Raw genomic sequence first — 18,590 nt, 5'->3', positions numbered from 1 at the left:
CCGGGCCCCGGCCCCGTCACCGTCCTGCGGTCAGGCGCTCACCAGCGCCCGTGCACCTGCTCCCGGATGCGCCGGTCGTACAGCTCGCGCACCCCGTCCAGGACGGGCTGCGGGAGCGCGGGCAGCTCGGCGGCGGCGGCGTTCGCGCGGGCCTGCTCGACGTTGCGGGCGCCGGGGATGACGGACGTGACGCCGGGCTGCTGGATGATCCAGCGCAGCGCGGTCTGCGCGGGGGTGGCGCCCTCGGGGGCGAGCGCGGCGAATTCGACGGCGGCCTCCAGGCCCGTCCCGTAGTCGACGCCCGAGAAGGTCTCGCCCTGGTCGAAGGCCTCGCCGTGCCGGTTGTAGGCGCGGTGGTCGTTCGCGGCGAAGACGGTCTCGCGGGTGTACTTGCCGCTGAGCAGGCCGGAGGCGAGCGGGACGCGCGCGATGATGCCGACGCCCGCGGCGGCCGCGGCGGGCAGCACCTTCTCCAGCGGCTTGAGCCGGAAGGGGTTGAAGATGATCTGCACGCTGGCCACGCCCGGCCGGGCGATCGCGGCGAGCGCCTCGTCGCACGTCTCGACGCTGACCGCGTACGCGGCGACGCGCTGCTCCTCGACGAGCGTGTCGAGCGCGTCGTAGAGGGCGTCGGAGGTGTAGACGGCGGTGGGCGGGCAGTGCAGCTGCACGAGGTCGAGGGTGTCGACGCCGAGGTTGGCGCGCGAGCGGTCGTTCCAGGCGCGGAAGTTGGCGAGGCTGTAGTTCTCCGGGAGCTGGTCGGCGCGGCGGCCCATCTTCGTCGCGACGAAGATCCCGGCGTCCGGGCGCTCCTTGAGGTAGCGGCCGATGAGCTGCTCGCTGCGGCCGTCGCCGTAGACGTCGGCGGTGTCGAAGAAGGTCACGCCCGACTCGACGGCGGCGTCCAGCACCGCCAGGGCGTCGGCCTCCTCGACGTCGCCCCAGTCGGAGCCGAGCTGCCACGTCCCGAGGCCGACGACGGAGACGGGTCGGCCGGTCCTGCCCAGTACACGCTGTTCCATGGCAGCGATGCTACGTCGCCGCCCGCGCCGGAGCCCCCGGCCCCGCCCGTACCGGGAGCGGAGCCGGGAGCGGGGTCGGGGACGTCGCCGCCTCAGCGCGGGAGCGAGGCCAGCGCCCTGTTCAGGTCCAGGACGTTGACGCGCGGCTCGCCGAGGAAGCCCAGGTCGCGGCCGTGCACATGGTCGGCGACCAGGTCGTGGACGGCCGCCGGGGCCAGGCCGCGGGCCTTGGCGACCCGGTCGGCCTGCTCGTACGCGTACGCGGGCGAGATGTCCGGGTCGAGGCCGGAGCCGGAGGCGGTCAGGGCGTCGGCGGGGACGTCCTTCGGGTCGACCCCGTCGAAGGCGGCGACGTCCTTGCGGCGCTGCTCGATCGCCTTGACCAGGTCCGGGTCGTTGGGCCCGAGGTTCGACGCGCCGGAGGCCAGCGGGTCGTACGAGCCGGCCGAGGGGCGCGGCTGGAAGAACTTCGGGTCGGGGCGCGGGGCCTCGTCCGGGTCGTCCGGGTTCTTCTTCGGCAGGTCGAAGGTCTGGCCCAGCAGGCTGGAGCCGACCGTCTTCCCCTCCTGCTTCACGACCGAGCCGTTGGCCTGGTGGTGGAAGGCGGCCTGCGCGACGCCGGTGACGGCGAGCGGGTAGAGCACGCCGGTGATCACGGTGAGCACCAGCAGCATCCGCAGCGCCGCGAGGTGCCGGCGGACGGGGGCGGGGAGGTGGGTGGCCATGGGGGTGTCTCCTTTCGGTGCGGGGTCCGCCGGTCAGCGCAGGCCGGGGATGAACTGGACGACCAGGTCGATGACCTTGATGCCGAGGAAGGGCAGGACGAGCCCGCCGAGCCCGTAGATCCGGATGTTGCGGCCCAGCAGCGCCCCCGCCGACGACGGGCGGTAGCGCACACCGCGCAGCGCGAGCGGGATCAGCGCGATGATGATCAGCGCGTTGAAGATGATCGCGGAGGCGATCGCCGACGTCGGGCTGTGCAACCGCATGATGTTGAGCGTGTCCAGGCCCGGGTAGGCGATCGCGAACATCGCGGGGATGATCGCGAAGTATTTGGCCACGTCGTTGGCGATGGAGAAGGTCGTCAGGGCCCCGCGGGTGATGAGGAGCTGCTTGCCGATCTCGACGATCTCGATCAGCTTGGTGGGGTTGGAGTCCAGGTCCACCATGTTCCCGGCCTCCTTGGCGGCCGAGGTGCCGGTGTTCATGGCCACGCCCACGTCGGCCTGCGCGAGCGCGGGCGCGTCGTTCGTACCGTCGCCGGTCATCGCGACGAGCTTGCCGCCCGCCTGCTCGCGCTTGATGAGCGCCATCTTGTCCTCGGGCGTGGCCTCGGCGAGGAAGTCGTCGACGCCCGCCTCCTCGGCGATGGCCTTGGCCGTCAGCGGGTTGTCGCCGGTGATCATCACCGTGCGGATGCCCATCGCCCGCAGCTCGTCGAAGCGCTCGCGCATGCCCGCCTTGACGACGTCCTTGAGGTGGACGACGCCGAGCACGGTGGCGGTGGTCCCGCCGGCGCGGTGCACGACCTCGCCGACGACCAGCGGGGTGCCGCCGCTCGCGGAGATCGCGTCCGTCATCGGGCCGACCTCGTCGACCAGGTGGCCGCCGTTCTCCCGGATCCAGTGCATGACGGCGCCGGCCGCGCCCTTGCGCAGTTCGCGCCGGTCGCCGTCCTCGGTGAGGTCGACGCCGCTCATCCGGCTCTGCGCGGTGAAGGGCACGAACGCGGCCTGGGTGCCCAGCTCGCGGCCGCGCAGCCCGTGCTTGTCCTTGGCCAGCACGACGATGGAGCGGCCCTCGGGCGTCTCGTCCGACAGCGAGGCGAGCTGCGCGGCGTCGGCGAGTTCGTCGGCGGAGACCCCGCCGACCGGTAGGAACTCCGCCGCCTGGCGGTTGCCGAGGGTGATGGTGCCGGTCTTGTCGAGCAGCAGGGTGTTGACGTCGCCGGCCGCCTCGACCGCGCGCCCCGACATCGCGAGGACGTTGCGCTGCACGAGGCGGTCCATCCCCGCGATGCCGATCGCGGACAGCAGCGCGCCGATCGTCGTCGGGATGAGCGCCACGACCAGCGCGACGAGCACGACGAGCGACTGCTCGGCCCCGGCGTAGATCGCCATCGGCTGGAGGGTGACGACGGCGAGCAGGAAGACGACGGTGAGCGAGGCGAGCAGGATGTTCAGCGCGATCTCGTTCGGCGTCTTCTGCCGGGCGGCGCCTTCGACCAGGGCGATCATCCGGTCGATGAACGTCTCGCCGGGCTTGGAGGTGATCTTGACGACGATCCGGTCGGAGAGCACCTTCGTCCCGCCGGTGACAGCGCTGCGGTCGCCGCCGGACTCCCGGATGACGGGCGCGGACTCGCCGGTGATCGCCGACTCGTCGACCGAGGCGATGCCCTCGACGACGTCGCCGTCCCCGGGGACGACCTGCCCGGCCTCGACGACCACGTGGTCGCCCAGCCGCAGGTTCGCCGCCGGGACGCTCTCCTCCTGCGGCGAGGCGGCGCCGTGCCGCCAGCCGGTCAGCCGGCGGGCGACCGTCTCGGTCCTGGTCCTGCGCAGCGTCTCGGCCTGCGCCTTGCCGCGGCCCTCGGCGACGGCCTCGGCAAGGTTGGCGAAGACGACGGTCAGCCACAGCCACACGGTGATCACCCAGGCGAAGACGCCCGGGTCCTTGATCGCCGAGTAGGTGGTCAGCACGGCGCCGACCTCGACGACGAACATGACGGGGTTCTTCACCATGACCCGCGGGTCGAGCTTGCGGGCCGCGTCGGGCAGCGACACCAGCAGCTGCCTGGGGTCCAGCAGCCCGCCCGATATCCGGTGCGGCTCCTGCGCGGCGGACGGCTTCGGCGAGCCGCCGGACGGGACCGGCTGCTGCCGGTCGGTGGACAGGGACATCAGTGCAGACCTTCCGCGAGCGGACCCAGCGCGAGCGCGGGGAAGTAGGTGAGGCCCACGACGATCACGATGACGCCGGTGAGCAGGCCGACGAACTGCGGCCGGTGGGTGGGCAGCGTGCCCGCGGTGACGGGGACGGGCTGCTGCCTGGCCAGCGAGCCGGCCAGCGCCAGGACGAAGACCATCGGCAGGAAGCGGCCGAAGAGCATGGCCAGGCCCAGCGCGGTGTTGTACCAGTGGGTGTTCACGCCCAGGCCCGCGAAGGCCGAGCCGTTGTTGTTGGCGGCGGAGGTGAAGGCGTACAGCACCTCGGAGAAGCCGTGCGGGCCGGTGTTGAGCATCCCGGCGCGCTCGCCCTTGAGCGACATGGCCGCGCCGGTGCCGATGAGCACCACGGCGGGGGTCGCCAGGATGTAGAGGGAGGCGAATTTCATCTCCCGCGCCCCGAGCTTCTTGCCCAGGTACTCCGGGGTCCGGCCGACCATCAGCCCGGCCACGAAGACCGCGACGATCGCCAGGATGAGGATGCCGTAGAGGCCCGAGCCCGTACCGCCGGGCGCGATCTCGCCCAGCATCATGTTGAAGATCGTCATCCCGCCGCCGCCGGGCGAGTACGAGTCGTGGAAGGAGTTCACCGCGCCCGTCGACGTCAGCGTGGTGGAGGCGGCGAAGAGCGCCGAGGCCCAGATCCCGAACCGCTGCTCCTTGCCCTCCAGCATCCCGCCCGCCGTGTGGCCCGCGGTGCTGCTGACGCTGTGCAGCTCGTTGACGGTGATGAGGGTGACGGAGGCGGCCCAGATCAGGCCCATGACGGCGAGGACGGCGTAGCCCTGCCGGTTGTCGCCGACCATCCGGCCGAAGGTGCGCGGCAGCGAGAAGGAGATCACCAGCAGCAGGTAGATCTCGATGAGGTTGCTGGTGCCGTTCGGGTTCTCGAAGGGGTGGGAGGAGTTGGCGTTGTAGAAGCCGCCGCCGTTGGTGCCCAGCTCCTTGATGACCTCCTGCGAGGCCACCGGGCCGCCGGTGAGCGACTGCTTGTCGCCGATCAGCGTGCCGATCTCGTGGATGCCGTGGAAGTTCTGCACCGCGCCCAGCGCGACCAGCACGATCGCGAAGACGAACGCCATCGGCACCAGCAGCCGTACGACGATCCGGGTGAGGTCCACCCAGAAGTTGCCGATCCGGTCGGTGCGCTTGCGCGTGAAGCCGCGGATGAGCGCGGCCACGACGGCGATGCCGACGGCCGCGGACACGAAGTTCTGCACCGCGAGGCCGGCCATCTGGACCAGGTGGCCCATCGTGACCTCACCGCTGTACGACTGCCAGTTGGTGTTGGTGACGAAGGAGGCGGCGGTGTTGAACGCCTGGTCGGCCTTGACCGGCGGGAAGCCCAGCGACAGCAGCAGGTGGTTCTGGAGGCGCTGCATCCCGTAGAGGAGCAGCAGCGAGACAGCCGAGAAGGCCAGCACACTGCGCAGGTACGCACCCCACTGCTGGTCCGCCTCCGGGTCCACGCCGCCGAGGCGGTAGAGGCCCTTCTCGACCGCGAGGTGCTTGCCCGTGGTGAGGATGCGGGCCATGTAGTCGCCCAGCGGGCGGTAGGTCAGGGCGAGGGCCGCGATCAGTGCGGTGATCTGGAGCCAGCCCGCGAGCGTGTCGTTCACTAGAACTTCTCCGGAAGGACCAGGGCCAGCACGAGGTAGCCGAGCACGGCGCAGGCGACGACGAGCCCGACGATGTTGTCTGCGCTCACAGCCGCCCGACCCCCTTGGCGACAAGCGCGAGCACGGCGAAGACCGCGATCGTCACGGCGATGAATACGAGATCGGACATTTTCCGCGGCACCCCAGGTGGTGACAGTCGTGATGACCGCCGAGGACGGCACAGGGGCCCCGGTCGGGGCCCCGCCCATACCGTCACCCCGGCGCAGGGCGGGAGCGCCGCCGTTGACGCTTCCCTTGCGCGCGCGGCGGCGCCATTGACGTGCTCTTGACGCATCACGGCGCTTCGCGGCGCTTCACGGCGCTTTCGCGCGCCCGGTGGGGCTCACGGCGGGGTTTGCGGGTCCTCGGGCCCGGCGTACCCTCGTAGTGCGGTCGAACTATCACCAATCGGGCATATGTGTACGGGCGGAGGTGCGGCGATGAGGCCATTCGGAGGCCGGCGCGGACCGGTGCGGGATCCGCTGGACGCGGGGTACGCGGACCCGGCGGGGGAAGGTGCGGCCGGGGACGCGGGCTCCGGCGGCGCGGGCGCGGGGGCCGCGGATCCGGGGGCCGCGGATCCCGGTACGGACCCGGAGGCCGCGCACCGGCAGGCGCTGGTGCTCAGCGAGGTCTCCGCCGAGGGGGCGGTGGGGCTCTTCCGCGTACTACGCCGGGCCGCCGCCGGTGACGAGGACGCCGCGGCCGTACCCGTCTCGGCGCTGCTGCGGGCGATCCCGGGGATGACGCTGCTCGACGCGCACGACTTCCTGCTGCGCGCCCACATCCCGCCGCCCGCGGTGGCGGGCGCGCTCACGCCGGGCCAGCGGGTGGCCCTGGTCTACGTGGTGGACGGGGCGCACGTGGTGCCGCAGAGCGTGTAGGGCTCCGCCCGGCGACTCAGGCCCAGGTCATGTCGATCTGGCGTTCGAAATTGACGTATCCGGCGCGCTCGAAGGCCTGCGCCATGGGGACGTTGCCGAGGTCGGTGGACGCGCGGATCCGCGGGACGTCCGCCGCGTCCTGCGCGGCCAGGACGCGGGTGCCCTCGGCGAGGATGTCGTCGACGTAGCCCTTGCCGCGGTGGGCGGGCAGCACCGCGATGTACGCGATGATCGGGTTGTACGCGTTGCGGGCCGGGATGACGAACCCGACCGGCTCGCCGCCGTCCGGCAGCGTCGCGACCCGCCACCACTCGCGCGGGGAGGTGTAGCGCGCCAGCTCCTCCTCGTACTGCTGCTCGGCGGCCCGCTCCGCCGGCATCCGGGTGAGGTCGTCGCGGCTGTGCGCGTCCAGCGTCCCGTCGAGCACCTGCGTCATGAGGCCGACGAGATCCGCCCGGTCCCGTACTCCGCGGAATGCGAGGCGGCCGGACGGCTCCGGTACGGCCGTCCCGCGCCGCCACTCCAGCCGCAGCCGCTCGACGAACAGCCGGCCGCCGGTCCGCTCGACCATCCGCATCCGGTCCTCGACGCCCCGCCGGACGTCCGCGTCCTCCCGCCAGCCCGGCGGCACGAAGCGCATGTACTCCGGGGGCCGCTCCCCCCGCGGCAGCACGGCCGCCATCGCGGCCTCCAGCAGCCGCACCCCGGTGTCCGCGCTCTCGCCCTCGGCGACGTCCAGGAAGTCCATGACCAGCGGCCCGTCCCCCGCCGTCCGCGTCCACCAGGCCACCCGCGCGACCAGCTCCTCCCCGCGCAGGGCGACCCACACCCACTCCGGCCGCCGCCGCCCGGCGGCGAGGTCGCCGGCCAGCTCGGCGTTGAGGACGTAGGGGAGCCGGGAGAAGAGGCCGAGTTCGCCGGCCCCGCTGATCGGGCGCAGGGTGAGATCGTTCACCCCCCGTTGACGTTCAGCGGCCCGCGCACAGTTCCCGGTCCACGAGGTTGCCCATGGCCGCCTGGGTGTCCGGACCGCCGTCGCTCGTCACGTACACCACCGCGCTGCGCGTCCCGTCCTGGGTGACGCCGCCCCATGTGTGGTAGCCGAGCAGCTCGCCCGGGTGCCCGTAGTAACTCCCGCCGCACGACAGCGGTATCCGGCCGAGGCCGAGCCCGTAGTCCACCCCGAGGTCGGGCGCGGGCACGGTCGACGTCATCTCCGCGAGCTGCGCGGGCGCGAGCAGACGGCCGCCGAGCAGGGCGGTGTAGAAGCGGGCGAGGTCGTGCGTGCTGCTGATCAGCGCCCCCGAGCCGACGGCCATGCTCGGGTCGAGCACGGTGACGTCGGTGGGCGCGCTGGTGCCGTTGAAGGTGGCGTAGCTGTGCGCGTGCGGCCCGGTGACGAAGGGGAAGGCCCCCGGCGCGCTGGTGTCCTCCAGCCCCAGCGGCCGGATGACCCGGCCGGTGACCTCCTGCGCCCAACTGCGCCCGGTGACACGGGCGATGATCATCGCGGCGAGCGTGTAGTTGGTGTTGGAGTACGTCCACCCGTCGCCGGGCACGCGCGGCTCCGCCATCGCCAGCGCGACCAACTGCGCGGGCGTATACGCCCGGTAGCGCTCGGCGGCGTACCCCTGCGCGGTGTTCAGCGCCGGTATCTCCGGTGCGTCGTCCGGCACATGACTGGTGTGCTGCAGCAACTGCCGTACGGTGATGCCCCGTCCGTCGTTCCCGTTGCCCCGCACGACGCCCGGCAGCCACGCGTCGACGGTGTCGTCGAGGGAGAGCTTCCCCTCCCCGACGAGCTGCAGCACCACGGTGGCGGTGAACGTCTTGCTGGCGCTCCCGATCCTGAACCGCCCGTCCGCGGGCATGCCTTCCCGCGCCCCTGCCCTGGCCGTCCCCGCCCGCGCGGTGACATCCCCCTGCGCGGAGAGCACTTCGGCCCCGACCCCGACAACTCCCGTCCCCCGCAAGGCGTCCACTTCCCGCTGCAGCTCCGTCGGCGTCCGCGCAGCCGCCTCCCCCGGCGCGGCGGCGACCAGCACCATGACGGCGCCCCCCGCCACGGCCATCCCCCGTACCCACTTCCCGCCGACCCGCATGCGCTTCCCCGTCCCGTCGCCCTTTCCCCCATCCGACCAGCCCCCGCCCTCCCGTCCCACCCGGCCTGCCCCCGGCCCCGGGTGGGGGTATCCCCCGGGGCAATTCGCTTGCTGCGGGGGCGCGTTGCGCGCTCATACTCGACGGGCGCCGCTCATCGAGACCGCGCCGACCGTCCTCCCGCCCGAACGCCAGGCCTCGCGCCCCGCGGTGACGACCAGGAGTTTTCCGCACGTGTCCCTGACCGATCTCCGCACCGGCTTTCGCGACGACGAGCAGCGGAGCTGCGTCCAGAGCGTCATCCACGACCGCCTCGCAGACGACCGCGAGCAGCCGGAATGCCGCTACCTGATGCGCTTGTGGTGGCAGCTGCTCATGCCGTACGCAGAGGTGTCGACCGACGAGCTCAGCCGCAATGTCAGCGGCCCGAAGCTGGCGGCGGTCGAGGCGCTGCTACGCGCCGTCCGGTCCTCCCACGCCGAGATCGACGCCTGGATCGTCGCCACCGAGCGGGATTTCCCGGTGGCCGAGGACCGCGGTCACGCGGCCGCCCGCGAACGGGCGGGCGAGCTGTGACAGGGCGGTGGCCGGCCCAGGCGTAGGCCGCGGCTGCCGTCGCCTTGAGCCGGCCGGCGTCGGGTCCGCCGCGTGGGCGCACGTCAGGCGCGGGTCTCCCCGGTCCCCGTGCGCGGCCCGGGCGCGTACCGGAGGAGCACCACGTCCCCGATCGTGCGGGTGCCGAGCAGGGTGAGGCGGTGGGTGGGGCCGCCGGGGAAGTCGGCCGCGCCGAGGAAGCGGGGTGCTGCGGGCCGGCCGACGAGCAGCGGCGCCACGGCCAGGTGGACCTCGTCGGCGAGGCCCTGCGCCAGGAACTGCGTGTGGATCGTGCCGCCGCCCTCCACCATGAGCTGCCGCACACCGCGCTCTGCAAGGTCGTCGAGCAGGGCGCCGAAATCGACGGCGGGGCCGGTGCTCACGACGTCCGCGAGGCCGTCGAGGGTCTCGCGCAGCTTCGGCGCGGCGGTGTCCGTGGTGTAGACGACCTTGCCGCCGCCGTAGTGCCAGAACTTCAGCTCACGGGAGAGGTCGCCGCTGCCGGTGAGCGTCACCTTGAGCGGGTACTCCGGCTTGCCGGCCGCGATCCGGGCGGCGCGCCGCTCGGGGCTCTTCACCAGGAGGCGGGGGTTGTCGCGGCGTAGCGTGGTCCCGCCGATGAGGATGGCGTCCGACTCCGCACGGACCTGGTCGACGCGGTCGAAGTCGTCGGCGTTCGACAGCATGAGCCGGTCGGGGGACGTGTCGTCGATGTAGCCGTCGATGGAAGCTGCGACGCTCAGGACGACGTACGGGCGCTCGGCCATGTGTCCATCCGTTTCGGAGGGGTGGGGTTTCAGATCTCGTGGAGCACGACGCCGTCGAAGGCAGTGCGGAATCCCGTGACGGCGGGCACGGAACCCCATTGGCTCAACTCGACGTCCAGTGCGGCCAATTCCCCGAAGATGCGGGCCGACTGCGTCTCGGTCGCAAGGGGCAGTGCTTGGCTGCCCGTCGTCGCGGCGAGTTCAGGCTCGCCCGAACGGGCCTGCGCCACGGCCGCCCGGGCGAGGTAGACCCCGCGGTCACGGCGGAAAGCGGGCGGCAGCGTGCCGATGGCTGCGGCGAAGCCGTCGGCCGCGGCCCTGTGGTCGCCCAGCGCGGAAAGCGAGTGCGCCCGCTGGGCCTGCACATACGCCGGAGCCAGCCAACTGCCGCGTTTGCGGACGGAGTCGTCGCGAAGGTCGGACACCAGGTCCAGCGCGGTACCGTACGCGCGGTCGCACGCCGTACGGTCGCCGTTCAGCGCGTGCCCGTGGGCACCGTACATAGCACCCATCGCGGCGAGCCTGCTGCGTGGCGGCGCCAGCGAGCGCGCCGCCTCGGCGAGGTCCACGGCCTCGACGGGATCGTGCATGTCGCCCGCGAGTTGGGCCTTGCGTGCCATGACGTACGCGGTCAGCTCCGGGTTGTCGACGGCGTGGGACCAGGTGAGTGCCCGGTCGGTCCAGTACTCGGCCGTACGGTGGTCCCCCGCGTCCTGGAAGAGCCAGCCGCAGAACTCGGCGTATTCCGCCTGGACCTGCAGCAGCGCCAGCCGGTCGGCGCCACTCGTGTTCCCGCGCAGGCGCTGGATCAGGCGGATGTGGTCGAGGACCGTGGACACGACGCCGGTCGGCCCGAGGACGTTGTCGCATTCGACGAGTGACCGCCGCAGCGTCTGCAGGTGCGCCACCGGATGGATGTCCGGCAGGAACGCCGTGCTGCGGCCCGCTGGAACGTCCGGCCGCCCCGCGGCCAGCGAAACGGCTCCGGCGGCGCTGCCCCGCAGCAGAGCGCGTCGCGGCATCGTCACGAAGATGATCCTTCCCTCGGCGGTACGGCACGGCACCCGCAGGCCCTCCGTGGAGGTCGTGCCCTCTGCGGCAAGGATCGCGGGCGGCGCGGCGGGCGCGGGGCCGGAATGCGTGCCCGGCGGCGAGCTGTCCGCATCGGACGGGGAGTTGTCCGCATCGGACGCCGTACGGGGCAGCGCGCGGGTCAGGGCACCGCCGGTGCCCAGCGCCTCCTCCAAGGCCCGCGCCAGCTCCGGCGTACACGTCCGTACCGCCTTCTCGATCTTGCCGATCAGGTCGCCGCTGACGTGCACCTTCGCGCCCAATTGCGGCTGCGACAGCCGCCGCTCCAGCCGCCAGTGGCGCAACTCGGCCCCGAACCAGTGACGGTCGGACTTCTCCGGCTCCAACTGCTTCGGTCGCTGCGGCACATGACCTCCCTCCGCACGTCGATGCGGACGAAGCGGACGATGCGGACGGGCGCCGCTGTCCGCTTGGCGGGCTTCCGGCGGCGCATCGGCGCGGGGCTGAATGGTTGCACGACGTTCCGTACCCAGTACACACCGCAACGACCGGTGACCGGCTGGGTTTCCCGCAGGAGATCTCCGATGCCGACCGAAGACACCGTCCGCCGGGCGCCGCAGGCCCGGACGTGGCGCCGGGACTTCGACCCGTACGAGCGCTGCGTGCCGCTCGCCCGCCGCCAGGTCGAGCAGGTCATGGCCGGGTGGGGCTGCGGCGACGAGGAGGTGGGCGCGGCGGCGCTCGTCACGGCCGAGCTGGCGGCGAACGCGGTGCGGCACGCGCATGTGCCGGGGCGCCCGTTCACCGTCGCGGTGACCTCGGGGGGCGGCGGGTGCGTGGTCGAGGTGACGGACCCGGTGGACGCGCCGCCGCGCGCCGCGGCCCCGGGCCCGGACGACGAGCGGGGCCGCGGGCTGCTGCTCGTCGAGGCACTGAGCGCGGCCTTCGGCCACCGCCCGCGCGCCGGTGGCGGCAAGACCGTGTGGGCCGCGCTTCCCGCGCCGGTCCGCCCGGTGTGCGGCGAGCGTTCGTACCTGCCCGCGCACCTCGTCCCCACCGCGCTCGCCCAGCAGCCCGGATCCGCGGAACTCCCGGACGTGGAGCGCCATTTGCGCTGCTCCCTCGAAGCGCACGCCACCGGCGACCACCACGCCTTCGTCCGCGACCTCGCCGGCCCCGACACCGGCGCTCTCTGGACCCACTGGACCCGCGGCCACCTCCCGGCGGCCCTCGTCGTCCTCCCCGACTGCCCCGCGACCCGCACGTACGACAACTCCCACGAGCCGTGCGCGGAGTTCGCCGACCACCCGGGGGCGCACACCTGGCAGCTCGCGGACGTATGGCGCGCGGTCGGGCTCTGCCCCTCATGACCCGGTGACACCGAACCCGAACGGAGGAACATGACCAGCACGTACCGGCTGCTCTGGCTGGACCTGACCCGGAGCTGCCAACTCCACTGCGACCACTGCTACAACGACTCGGGCTCCGACGGGACCCACGGCGCCATGAGCCGTGAGCAGTGGCTCGGCGTGCTCGACCAGGCCGCCGAACACGGCCTCACACACGTGCAGTTCATCGGCGGCGAGCCGACCATGCACCCCGACTTCCCCGAGTTCGTCGACCACGCCCTCGGCCTCGGGCTCGACGTCGAGGTCTTCAGCAACCTGGTCCACGTCTCCGAACGCTGCTGGGAGCTCTTCCGCCGCGAGCGGCTCAGCCTGGCCACGTCCTACTACTCCCACCGCCCCGACGAGCACGACGCCGTGACCCGCCGCGCCTCGCACCGCAGGACCCGCGCCAACATCGCCCGCGCGGTCAGCCTGGGCGTCCCCCTCCGGGTCGGTGTCATCGGCGCCGACGCGCAACGTGTCGAGGCGGCACGCGAGGACCTGAGGACCCTCGGCGTGACACGCATCGGCACCGACCGCGTACGTCCCTTCGGCCGCGCCGCCGCCGGCCACGCCCCCGACCCCTCGGGCCTGTGCGGGGACTGCGGGAACGGCAAGGCCGCGATCGGGCCGGACGGCACGGTGTCGCCGTGCGTCTTCTCGACGTTCATGGACGTGGGCAACGTCATGGTGAGCCGCCTCGCCGATATCCTCAGCGGGGTGCCGATGGCCGAGGCCCGCGCGGCCGTTCAGGGCGCTGCGGCCCGCGGGCGGGGGTGCTACCCGGACCAGGCGCCCTGCGGCCCCGACAGTGCTCCGCCGCAGCCGTGCGCCCCCGACGACCATGAGTGCACTCCCGGGCACCCGGGCACCGAGTGCAGCCCGAGGAGCTAGCCACCATGACGAACGACAACCTCCCGGGACCGAAATTCCAGTCGCTGGTCCGCCCGTTCACGGGCGACTGGACGGGCGTACGGCCCACGGCGCGAGGCTTCAGCTCCGACGTCACGGTGCTGGTCGACGGCGAGAAGGGCACCTTCTTCGTCAAGGCCATGCGTAACCGCCCCGGCGGCAGGCGGGATTCCCTCGTCCGCGAGGGGCTGGTCAACCCGTTCGTGCGCTCCGTGGCTCCCGCGCTGGTGTGGGAGACCAGGAGCGAGGAGTGGCTCGTGCTCGGCTTCGAAGCGGTCGAGGCGCGGTCCTCGGACTTCCTTCCCGGATCGCCCGATCTCCCGGAGGTCGTCGCAACCGTGGAGCGGATCGGGGAGATCGGCCTGCCCGACGTCGCGCGGGAGTGGGCGGAGACCCGGTGGGACCGGTTTGCCGCCGACAGCCGGGAAGCCGCGCTGTTTCGCGGGGACACGCTCCTCTACACGGACATCAACCCGAGCAACCTGATGATCGGGGACGGCACGACATGGGCCGTCGACTGGGCCTGGCCCACCCGGGGCGCGGCCTTCATCGACCCCGCCTGCCTCGTCCTCCAGCTCGTCGCGGCCGGGCACGACCCCGCCGAGGCCGAGGCGTGGGCGTCCCGCTGCCCGGCCTGGACGCAGGCCGACCCCCGGGCGGTCGACGCCTTCGTGCGAGCGGACGTCCGCATGCACGAGGCCTTCGCGGCCCGCAAGCCCGAGGCCGACTGGCTGAAGGCGATGGCGGCGAGCGCACGCGAATGGGCCGCGCACCGCGGCCTCTGACACGGCAGGCGCCGCGCCTTTCCCGGTGGCGTACCGACCGGCGCCCCGCAGGTCCGACCACTCATGCACGTAACGTCCCCGAGGAGATCCGCTCATGACGCACACCCCCGACACCGACCACCGCTGGATGACCCGCGCCATCGAGCTGTCCCGGTCATGCCCGCCGGTGGCGAACCGCTTCAACGTCGGCGCGGTCGTCGTCGATGCCGAAGGCCACGAGATCAGCACCGGCTACAGCCGCGAGGGCGGCGACCCGCACGTGCACGCCGAGGAGTCCGCCCTCGCCAAGCTCGCACCGGACGACCCCCGCCTGCTGTCCGCGACGATCTACAGCACCCTCGAACCCTGCTCCGAGCGCGCCTCCCACCCCGTCCCGTGCGCGAGCCTGATCGTCAACGCCCGCATCCCGCGCGTCGTCATCGCCTGGCGCGAGCCGTCGCTCCTGGTCGCCGACTGCCAGGGCGTCGAGCAGATGGCGGCCGCCGGGATCGAGGTCGTCGAACTCCCCGACCTGGCGGCGGCGGCCCGCGCGGTCAACGCCCACCTGGACGTCTAGCGTGGTGATCCACGGACGGAGGCGCGGCGCATGGGTGAGGTCGACAGGGAGCTGGTCGAGGCGGCGATGCGCGTCGCGCGGGAGCGGTGCCGGGGTGACAACCACACCGTCGCGGCCGCCGGGCGCGCCCCGGACGGCCGGGTCGTCACCGCCGTGAACGCCTACCACTTCACCGGCGGCCCCTGCGCAGAGCTGGTGCTCATCGGAGCGGCGGCCACGCAGGGGGTGTACGAGCTGGAGACGGTCGTCGCCGTGGGGGACCGCGAGCGCGGGGTCATCCCGCCGTGCGGGCGCTGCCGCCAGGTGATGCTGGACTACTTCCCGGGCGTCCGCGTCATCGTCGGGAGCGGCGAGGCGCTGCGGGCGGTCGCGATCGCCGAGCTGCTGCCGGAGACGTACGTCTGGGCCGATCACCAGCTCGACGCGGAATAGCGTTCCGCCCGCCCGCCGAGGTAGGGCGGGCGGGCGGAACAACGCGTCACCCGGGCAGATCCGCGGAGCCTTCGGGGGCGCACTCGGCCCAGACCACCTTGCCGACTCCCGCGCGGTCACCGACGCCCCACCGCCCACCGGTGAGCGCGTCCACCAGCGCGAGCCCGCGGCCGGAATCGGCGTCGGCGTCGGGTACGCGAGGCTCGGGTTCGGCGGGATCGGCGTCGTGGACCTCGATACGGAGCGAGCCGTCCGGGAGCCACGTGAGCCGGGTCTCGGACCCTGGCGAAGTTGCGCTCGACGACCCGGCGGTAGATGCCCAAGCCGATGCCGTGCCGGGTGTCGCGGCGGGCGATGGCGGGCACGATGTGGCGGGGCACCTATGTCGAGCCGTTCTGCAACCCGACAAGGCACAGTCGGCTATGCCGTGAGTCCGGCCCGTTCCGCCATCGCCACGAGGTCGGGGCGGGCGCGTTGGTGGAGGATGAAGAGGACGCGGAGGACCTCGCGGCTCATCGGGTGGATCTCGGCCATCTGCGGCGACACCTTGAAGGCGGCCTTCAGCGCCTCCTCGGCTCCTGCTGCGTCCTTCAGGGCGAGGCGGGCGCGGGCGACGTCGATGTAGAGGCGGCCGAGGCGGTTGGGCTTGAGACCGGTCGGGGGCTGGTCGATCAGAGGGGTCGACATCGTCACGGCCTTGTCGGGCTGGTCCAGTTCCACGTGCGCGGCCAGCTCGTAGAGGGCGGTGTTTCCCGCGCCGAAGGTGAGGTTGTGGAGCAGTACGTCCCCGTCGAGCTGGGCGCCCAGGTCCTTGGCGTGGCGCAGGTGGGCCTCGGTGGCGTTGCGGTCGCGGTTGCGGGAGGCGAGGACGACTCCGCGCAGGTGGAGCGAGCCGAGGATGACGACGGACTCCGGGCCTTCGGCGCGGGCGCTCTCGTACTGGCTGATCGCGCGCTCGACGATCGCCATGCCGTCGCCGTAGGCGCCTGCGCTCTGGTACGTGCCGGCCTCGTTCCAGGCCGCGGTCGCTTCCGCGGCCGGGTTCCAGGTTCGCTGGGCGGCCCACTGCTGGCGGGCGACGATGATGTCGGCCAGGTCGGGCTGCACGAAGCGGTGCGTGACGCTGTAGGCGCAGCCGTAGAGGTCGGCGAGCTGTCCCCAGGCCGAGGAGTCGCCGCCGGCGTCGAGCGCTGTCGCCGTCGCCTGGCCGAGGAGGGTCGGCAGCTCCCGGAGCAGTTCGAGATACCGCGTCTCGGACCGAAGCCGGGCCGCGAGCTGCAGTCGCTCGGCCAGCACCTCGGGAGGGGGCGTGTCCTCCCTGGGGAGGGTGTGGCGGCGTACGGCGTCCCGTAGGTCGTTGAGCAGGTCGGCCTGCTCGGTGAGGCCGAGGAAGGGCTGACCGTAGATCCGTGCGGTGGAGACGCGTAAGGGCCTGGCGACAGCGGCGACCACGGGAGGCGTGACCGGGCGGTCGCCGGTCTCGATCTTGCTCAGGTAGGAGACGGAGATGCCGGACAGGCGGGCCAGTTTCGCCTGGCCCATCCCGCGGGCCTTGCGCAGTACCGCGATGTTCTCCCCGGCGGCCGGTGTGCTGTCCATGAACCCACTGTTCCAGGCCGGGGCCTCCCACTGCCGGGTTGTGCGCGCCTTGTGCGAACTGATCTTGCGACAGAAGGAGTTCACTGAATGTCAAAGGACTGTGACGCCAGGTGAAGGAGTGTTGCAGAGGTGACGCCCAGGGCCGCCGCACCGGCCGGTCCTCGGTACGTCTTCTGCAACCGACTGCAACTGGCTCGGCATCGGAGGTCAGCATGGCACTACGGTTCGTCGGGAAGGACCCGGAGTCGGGGGACCACGGCTCCCCGGCCGTCTGGGTGGACGAGGACGTCAAGGATCTGCTGTTCCAGGGCGTCAAGGCCGACCCCCAGACGGAGGCGACCTGCAACCGGGATGTCGCGATGCCCTCCTACGAGGGGATCGTGCGAGTACCGAAGCGGATGATCCCGCTTCTCAGGGAGGCGCTCGATGTCGCAGAGCTTGAGTAGCTTCGCGGACCTGCTCCGTGCCGTCGAGCGGTCAGCGGTCCACTTGGAGCTTCGCGACGTCTACGACATGGGGAACGAGGCCGCGGGCTTCGAAGCGTGGAAGCGGGGTCACCGTCTCGACCCCACCGACCGCGCGTCGTGGTGGCGCCCCTGGCTCGACCTCGTGCAGGAGGTGACCTCGAAGGGCGTGCAGGTCCAGCGCGCCCGCGTGGTCACGGAGCCTCCCAGCGAGTACATCCGCTACGAGCACTCGTTCACCTTCACCAACGTGGCCGCGGGCGAGGAGGTGCGCTGGCTGCCCAGGAGCAGCGCGGCGGGAATCGCCCTCCCGGAGCACGACTTCTGGCTCTTCGACGGACGGCTCGTCCAGTTCAACATCTTCGACGAGGCCGGCCGCTGGGTCCGAACCGACCAGACCGAGGAGCCGGCGGTGGTCGCCGGCTGCGTCAAAGCCTTCGACGAGGTGTGGGACCGCGCCATCCCGCACGAGAAGTACGGCGTCTGACCGCGGACGATCAGTCGGCTCATGGGCACATCACCTCTCTCCTCTGCTCGGGCGGCCCGCGCGAAGATCGCCGAGCGCCTGAAGCAGGCGATGCTCGATGCCGGCCTGACGGGCCTGGAGCTGGCTGGTCGCTGCGGTTGGCACAAGTCGAAGTCGTCGCGTATCGCCCGCGGCATCACGCCGCCCTCCGACGACGACATCCGCTCCTGGTGCAGCGCGTGCGGCGTCCCCGAGCTGGCCGCCGACCTCATCGCGGCGTCGAGGACCGCCGATTCGATGTACGTCGAGTGGCGCCAGCTCCACCGGGACGGTCTGCGGCAGGTCCACGCGAAGACCACACCGCTGTACCAACGGACCCGCACCTTCCGCGTCTACGCCTCCAACGTGGTGCCCGGCATGCTCCAGACCGCCGGGTACGCCACGGGGTTGCTGCGCTCCATCACGACCTTCCAGGGCACACCCGATGACGTCGAGCGCGCGGTGGAGGCGCGACGTGCCCGCTCCCGCGTCGTCTTCGAAGGCGATCACGGCTTCGCGCTGCTGCTCGAAGAGGCGGTGCTCTATTACCGGGTCTGCGACGACGAGGCCATGGCCAACCAGCTCCGAGCGCTGCTCTCGCTCATGGCCAGGCCCAACGTCTCCCTCGGCATCATCCCGTTCGAGGCACGGCGGACGGTGTGGCCGCTGGAGGCGTTCTACGCCTTCGACGAGGACCTGGTGGCAGTCGAGACCCTCACGGCCGAGATCAACGTGAGCAGTCCGGGCGAGATCCGGACGTACCTTCGGGCCTTCCACCAGCTTTCCCAGCATGCCCTGCGCGGGGCCGCTGCCCGCAGCCGCATCACGCGCGCCCTCGACACACTCGGCTGAAATCGTGCAACCGCGTGCAACCGCGTGGACCCCCAACTGCTGATTTTCCTAGCGTCGTTGGCGTCCACCGGATCGCTCGCGGCCCAGTTGTC

Annotated in this window: 20 protein-coding genes; 10 read left to right on the top strand and 10 right to left on the bottom strand. The window is 72.3% G+C overall.

Translation table 11 applies throughout. From position 1 onward, the window contains the following. Positions 1-38 precede the first annotated feature (38 nt). From ACH4SL_RS20895 to ACH4SL_RS20875, 5 genes are all read right to left on the bottom strand, one after another. Entirely contained in the window at positions 39-1,022 is a 984-nt protein-coding gene (locus tag ACH4SL_RS20895) for an aldo/keto reductase (RefSeq protein ID WP_398447568.1), read from the bottom strand. Positions 1,023-1,114: 92 nt separating this feature from the next. Beyond that, the gene (kdpC, locus tag ACH4SL_RS20890; protein ID WP_398447566.1) at positions 1,115-1,747 is read right to left on the bottom strand and encodes a potassium-transporting ATPase subunit KdpC; all 633 of its coding nucleotides are present in this window, start codon (positions 1,745-1,747) and stop codon (positions 1,115-1,117) included. A gap of 33 nt (positions 1,748-1,780) precedes the next feature. Continuing rightward, positions 1,781-3,925, bottom strand: a complete 2,145-nt coding sequence (gene kdpB, locus ACH4SL_RS20885; protein WP_398447564.1) for a potassium-transporting ATPase subunit KdpB — start codon at positions 3,923-3,925, stop codon at positions 1,781-1,783. After that, on the bottom strand, positions 3,925-5,589 hold the full coding sequence (gene kdpA / locus ACH4SL_RS20880; protein ID WP_398447562.1) for a potassium-transporting ATPase subunit KdpA: 1,665 nt from the start codon (positions 5,587-5,589) through the stop codon (positions 3,925-3,927). Before kdpA ends, kdpB begins: the two co-directional genes overlap by 1 nt. Further along, complete coding sequence (locus ACH4SL_RS20875) at positions 5,589-5,678, bottom strand: potassium-transporting ATPase subunit F (protein ID WP_398447559.1); 90 nt, start codon at positions 5,676-5,678, stop codon at positions 5,589-5,591. Before ACH4SL_RS20875 ends, kdpA begins: the two co-directional genes overlap by 1 nt. Before the next feature lie 390 nt (positions 5,679-6,068). On the opposite strand from ACH4SL_RS20875, the gene ACH4SL_RS20870 reads away from it, so the two are divergent. Further along, positions 6,069-6,512, top strand: coding sequence for a hypothetical protein (locus ACH4SL_RS20870; protein ID WP_398447557.1), 444 nt, complete (start codon positions 6,069-6,071; stop codon positions 6,510-6,512). A 16-nt stretch (positions 6,513-6,528) separates the two neighbouring features. Here the strand turns inward: ACH4SL_RS20870 and ACH4SL_RS20865 are convergent, their stop codons facing one another. Both ACH4SL_RS20865 and ACH4SL_RS20860 read right to left on the bottom strand, forming a co-directional pair. Further along, positions 6,529-7,467: a GNAT family N-acetyltransferase gene (locus ACH4SL_RS20865; protein WP_398447555.1), complete on the bottom strand. Its 939-nt coding sequence runs from the start codon at positions 7,465-7,467 to the stop codon at positions 6,529-6,531. Between the two features lie 13 nt (positions 7,468-7,480). Next, a complete protein-coding gene (locus ACH4SL_RS20860) occupies positions 7,481-8,584 on the bottom strand; it encodes a serine hydrolase domain-containing protein (RefSeq protein WP_398447553.1) in 1,104 nt (367 codons plus the stop codon). 262 nt (positions 8,585-8,846) lie between these two features. On the opposite strand from ACH4SL_RS20860, the gene ACH4SL_RS20855 reads away from it, so the two are divergent. Continuing rightward, a complete protein-coding gene (locus ACH4SL_RS20855) occupies positions 8,847-9,188 on the top strand; it encodes a hypothetical protein (protein ID WP_398447551.1) in 342 nt (113 codons plus the stop codon). 83 nt (positions 9,189-9,271) lie between these two features. Here ACH4SL_RS20855 and ACH4SL_RS20850 read toward each other — a convergent pair whose 3' ends face one another. Next, the gene (locus ACH4SL_RS20850; RefSeq protein WP_398447549.1) at positions 9,272-9,973 is read right to left on the bottom strand and encodes a RibD family protein; all 702 of its coding nucleotides are present in this window, start codon (positions 9,971-9,973) and stop codon (positions 9,272-9,274) included. Between the two features lie 29 nt (positions 9,974-10,002). Beyond that, the gene (locus ACH4SL_RS20845) at positions 10,003-11,412 is read right to left on the bottom strand and encodes a helix-turn-helix transcriptional regulator (protein WP_398447547.1); all 1,410 of its coding nucleotides are present in this window, start codon (positions 11,410-11,412) and stop codon (positions 10,003-10,005) included. 177 nt (positions 11,413-11,589) lie between these two features. Here ACH4SL_RS20845 and ACH4SL_RS20840 point away from each other — a divergent pair, with 177 nt between their 5' ends. The 5 genes from ACH4SL_RS20840 (at position 11,590) to ACH4SL_RS20820 (ending at position 15,078) form a co-directional block, all read left to right on the top strand. Next, positions 11,590-12,375 carry an ATP-binding protein gene (locus tag ACH4SL_RS20840; RefSeq protein WP_398447545.1) on the top strand — a complete coding sequence of 262 codons (786 nt, stop codon included), beginning with the start codon at positions 11,590-11,592 and terminating at the stop codon, positions 12,373-12,375. A gap of 30 nt (positions 12,376-12,405) precedes the next feature. After that, entirely contained in the window at positions 12,406-13,287 is an 882-nt protein-coding gene (locus ACH4SL_RS20835; RefSeq protein WP_398447543.1) for a radical SAM/SPASM domain-containing protein, read from the top strand. A gap of 5 nt (positions 13,288-13,292) precedes the next feature. Then, positions 13,293-14,090 (top strand): hypothetical protein, encoded by a 798-nt coding sequence (locus ACH4SL_RS20830; protein ID WP_398447541.1) that lies wholly within the window; start codon positions 13,293-13,295, stop codon positions 14,088-14,090. 94 nt (positions 14,091-14,184) lie between these two features. Continuing rightward, positions 14,185-14,646: a deaminase gene (locus ACH4SL_RS20825; protein ID WP_398447539.1), complete on the top strand. Its 462-nt coding sequence runs from the start codon at positions 14,185-14,187 to the stop codon at positions 14,644-14,646. Between the two features lie 30 nt (positions 14,647-14,676). Further along, complete coding sequence (locus ACH4SL_RS20820) at positions 14,677-15,078, top strand: cytidine deaminase (protein WP_398447537.1); 402 nt, start codon at positions 14,677-14,679, stop codon at positions 15,076-15,078. A 420-nt stretch (positions 15,079-15,498) separates the two neighbouring features. Here ACH4SL_RS20820 and ACH4SL_RS20815 read toward each other — a convergent pair whose 3' ends face one another. After that, the gene (locus tag ACH4SL_RS20815) at positions 15,499-16,677 is read right to left on the bottom strand and encodes a helix-turn-helix domain-containing protein (RefSeq protein WP_398447535.1); all 1,179 of its coding nucleotides are present in this window, start codon (positions 16,675-16,677) and stop codon (positions 15,499-15,501) included. A 212-nt stretch (positions 16,678-16,889) separates the two neighbouring features. On the opposite strand from ACH4SL_RS20815, the gene ACH4SL_RS20810 reads away from it, so the two are divergent. Genes ACH4SL_RS20810 through ACH4SL_RS20800 form a run of 3 tightly spaced genes read left to right on the top strand, consistent with a single transcriptional unit; the run spans position 16,890 to position 18,498 of the window. Continuing rightward, positions 16,890-17,123, top strand: a complete 234-nt coding sequence (locus ACH4SL_RS20810; RefSeq protein ID WP_398447533.1) for a hypothetical protein — start codon at positions 16,890-16,892, stop codon at positions 17,121-17,123. Continuing rightward, a complete protein-coding gene (locus tag ACH4SL_RS20805) occupies positions 17,104-17,628 on the top strand; it encodes a DUF6879 family protein (protein WP_398447531.1) in 525 nt (174 codons plus the stop codon). Before ACH4SL_RS20810 ends, ACH4SL_RS20805 begins: the two co-directional genes overlap by 20 nt. A 21-nt stretch (positions 17,629-17,649) precedes the next feature. Next, a complete protein-coding gene (locus ACH4SL_RS20800) occupies positions 17,650-18,498 on the top strand; it encodes a helix-turn-helix domain-containing protein (protein WP_398447529.1) in 849 nt (282 codons plus the stop codon). Positions 18,499-18,590 lie beyond the last annotated feature (92 nt).

Origin of the sequence: Streptomyces sp. NPDC021020 (assembly GCF_044333285.1) — a bacterium.
Taxonomy (GTDB): domain Bacteria; phylum Actinomycetota; class Actinomycetes; order Streptomycetales; family Streptomycetaceae; genus Actinacidiphila.
This window is presented reverse-complemented; position numbering and strand designations above follow the sequence as displayed.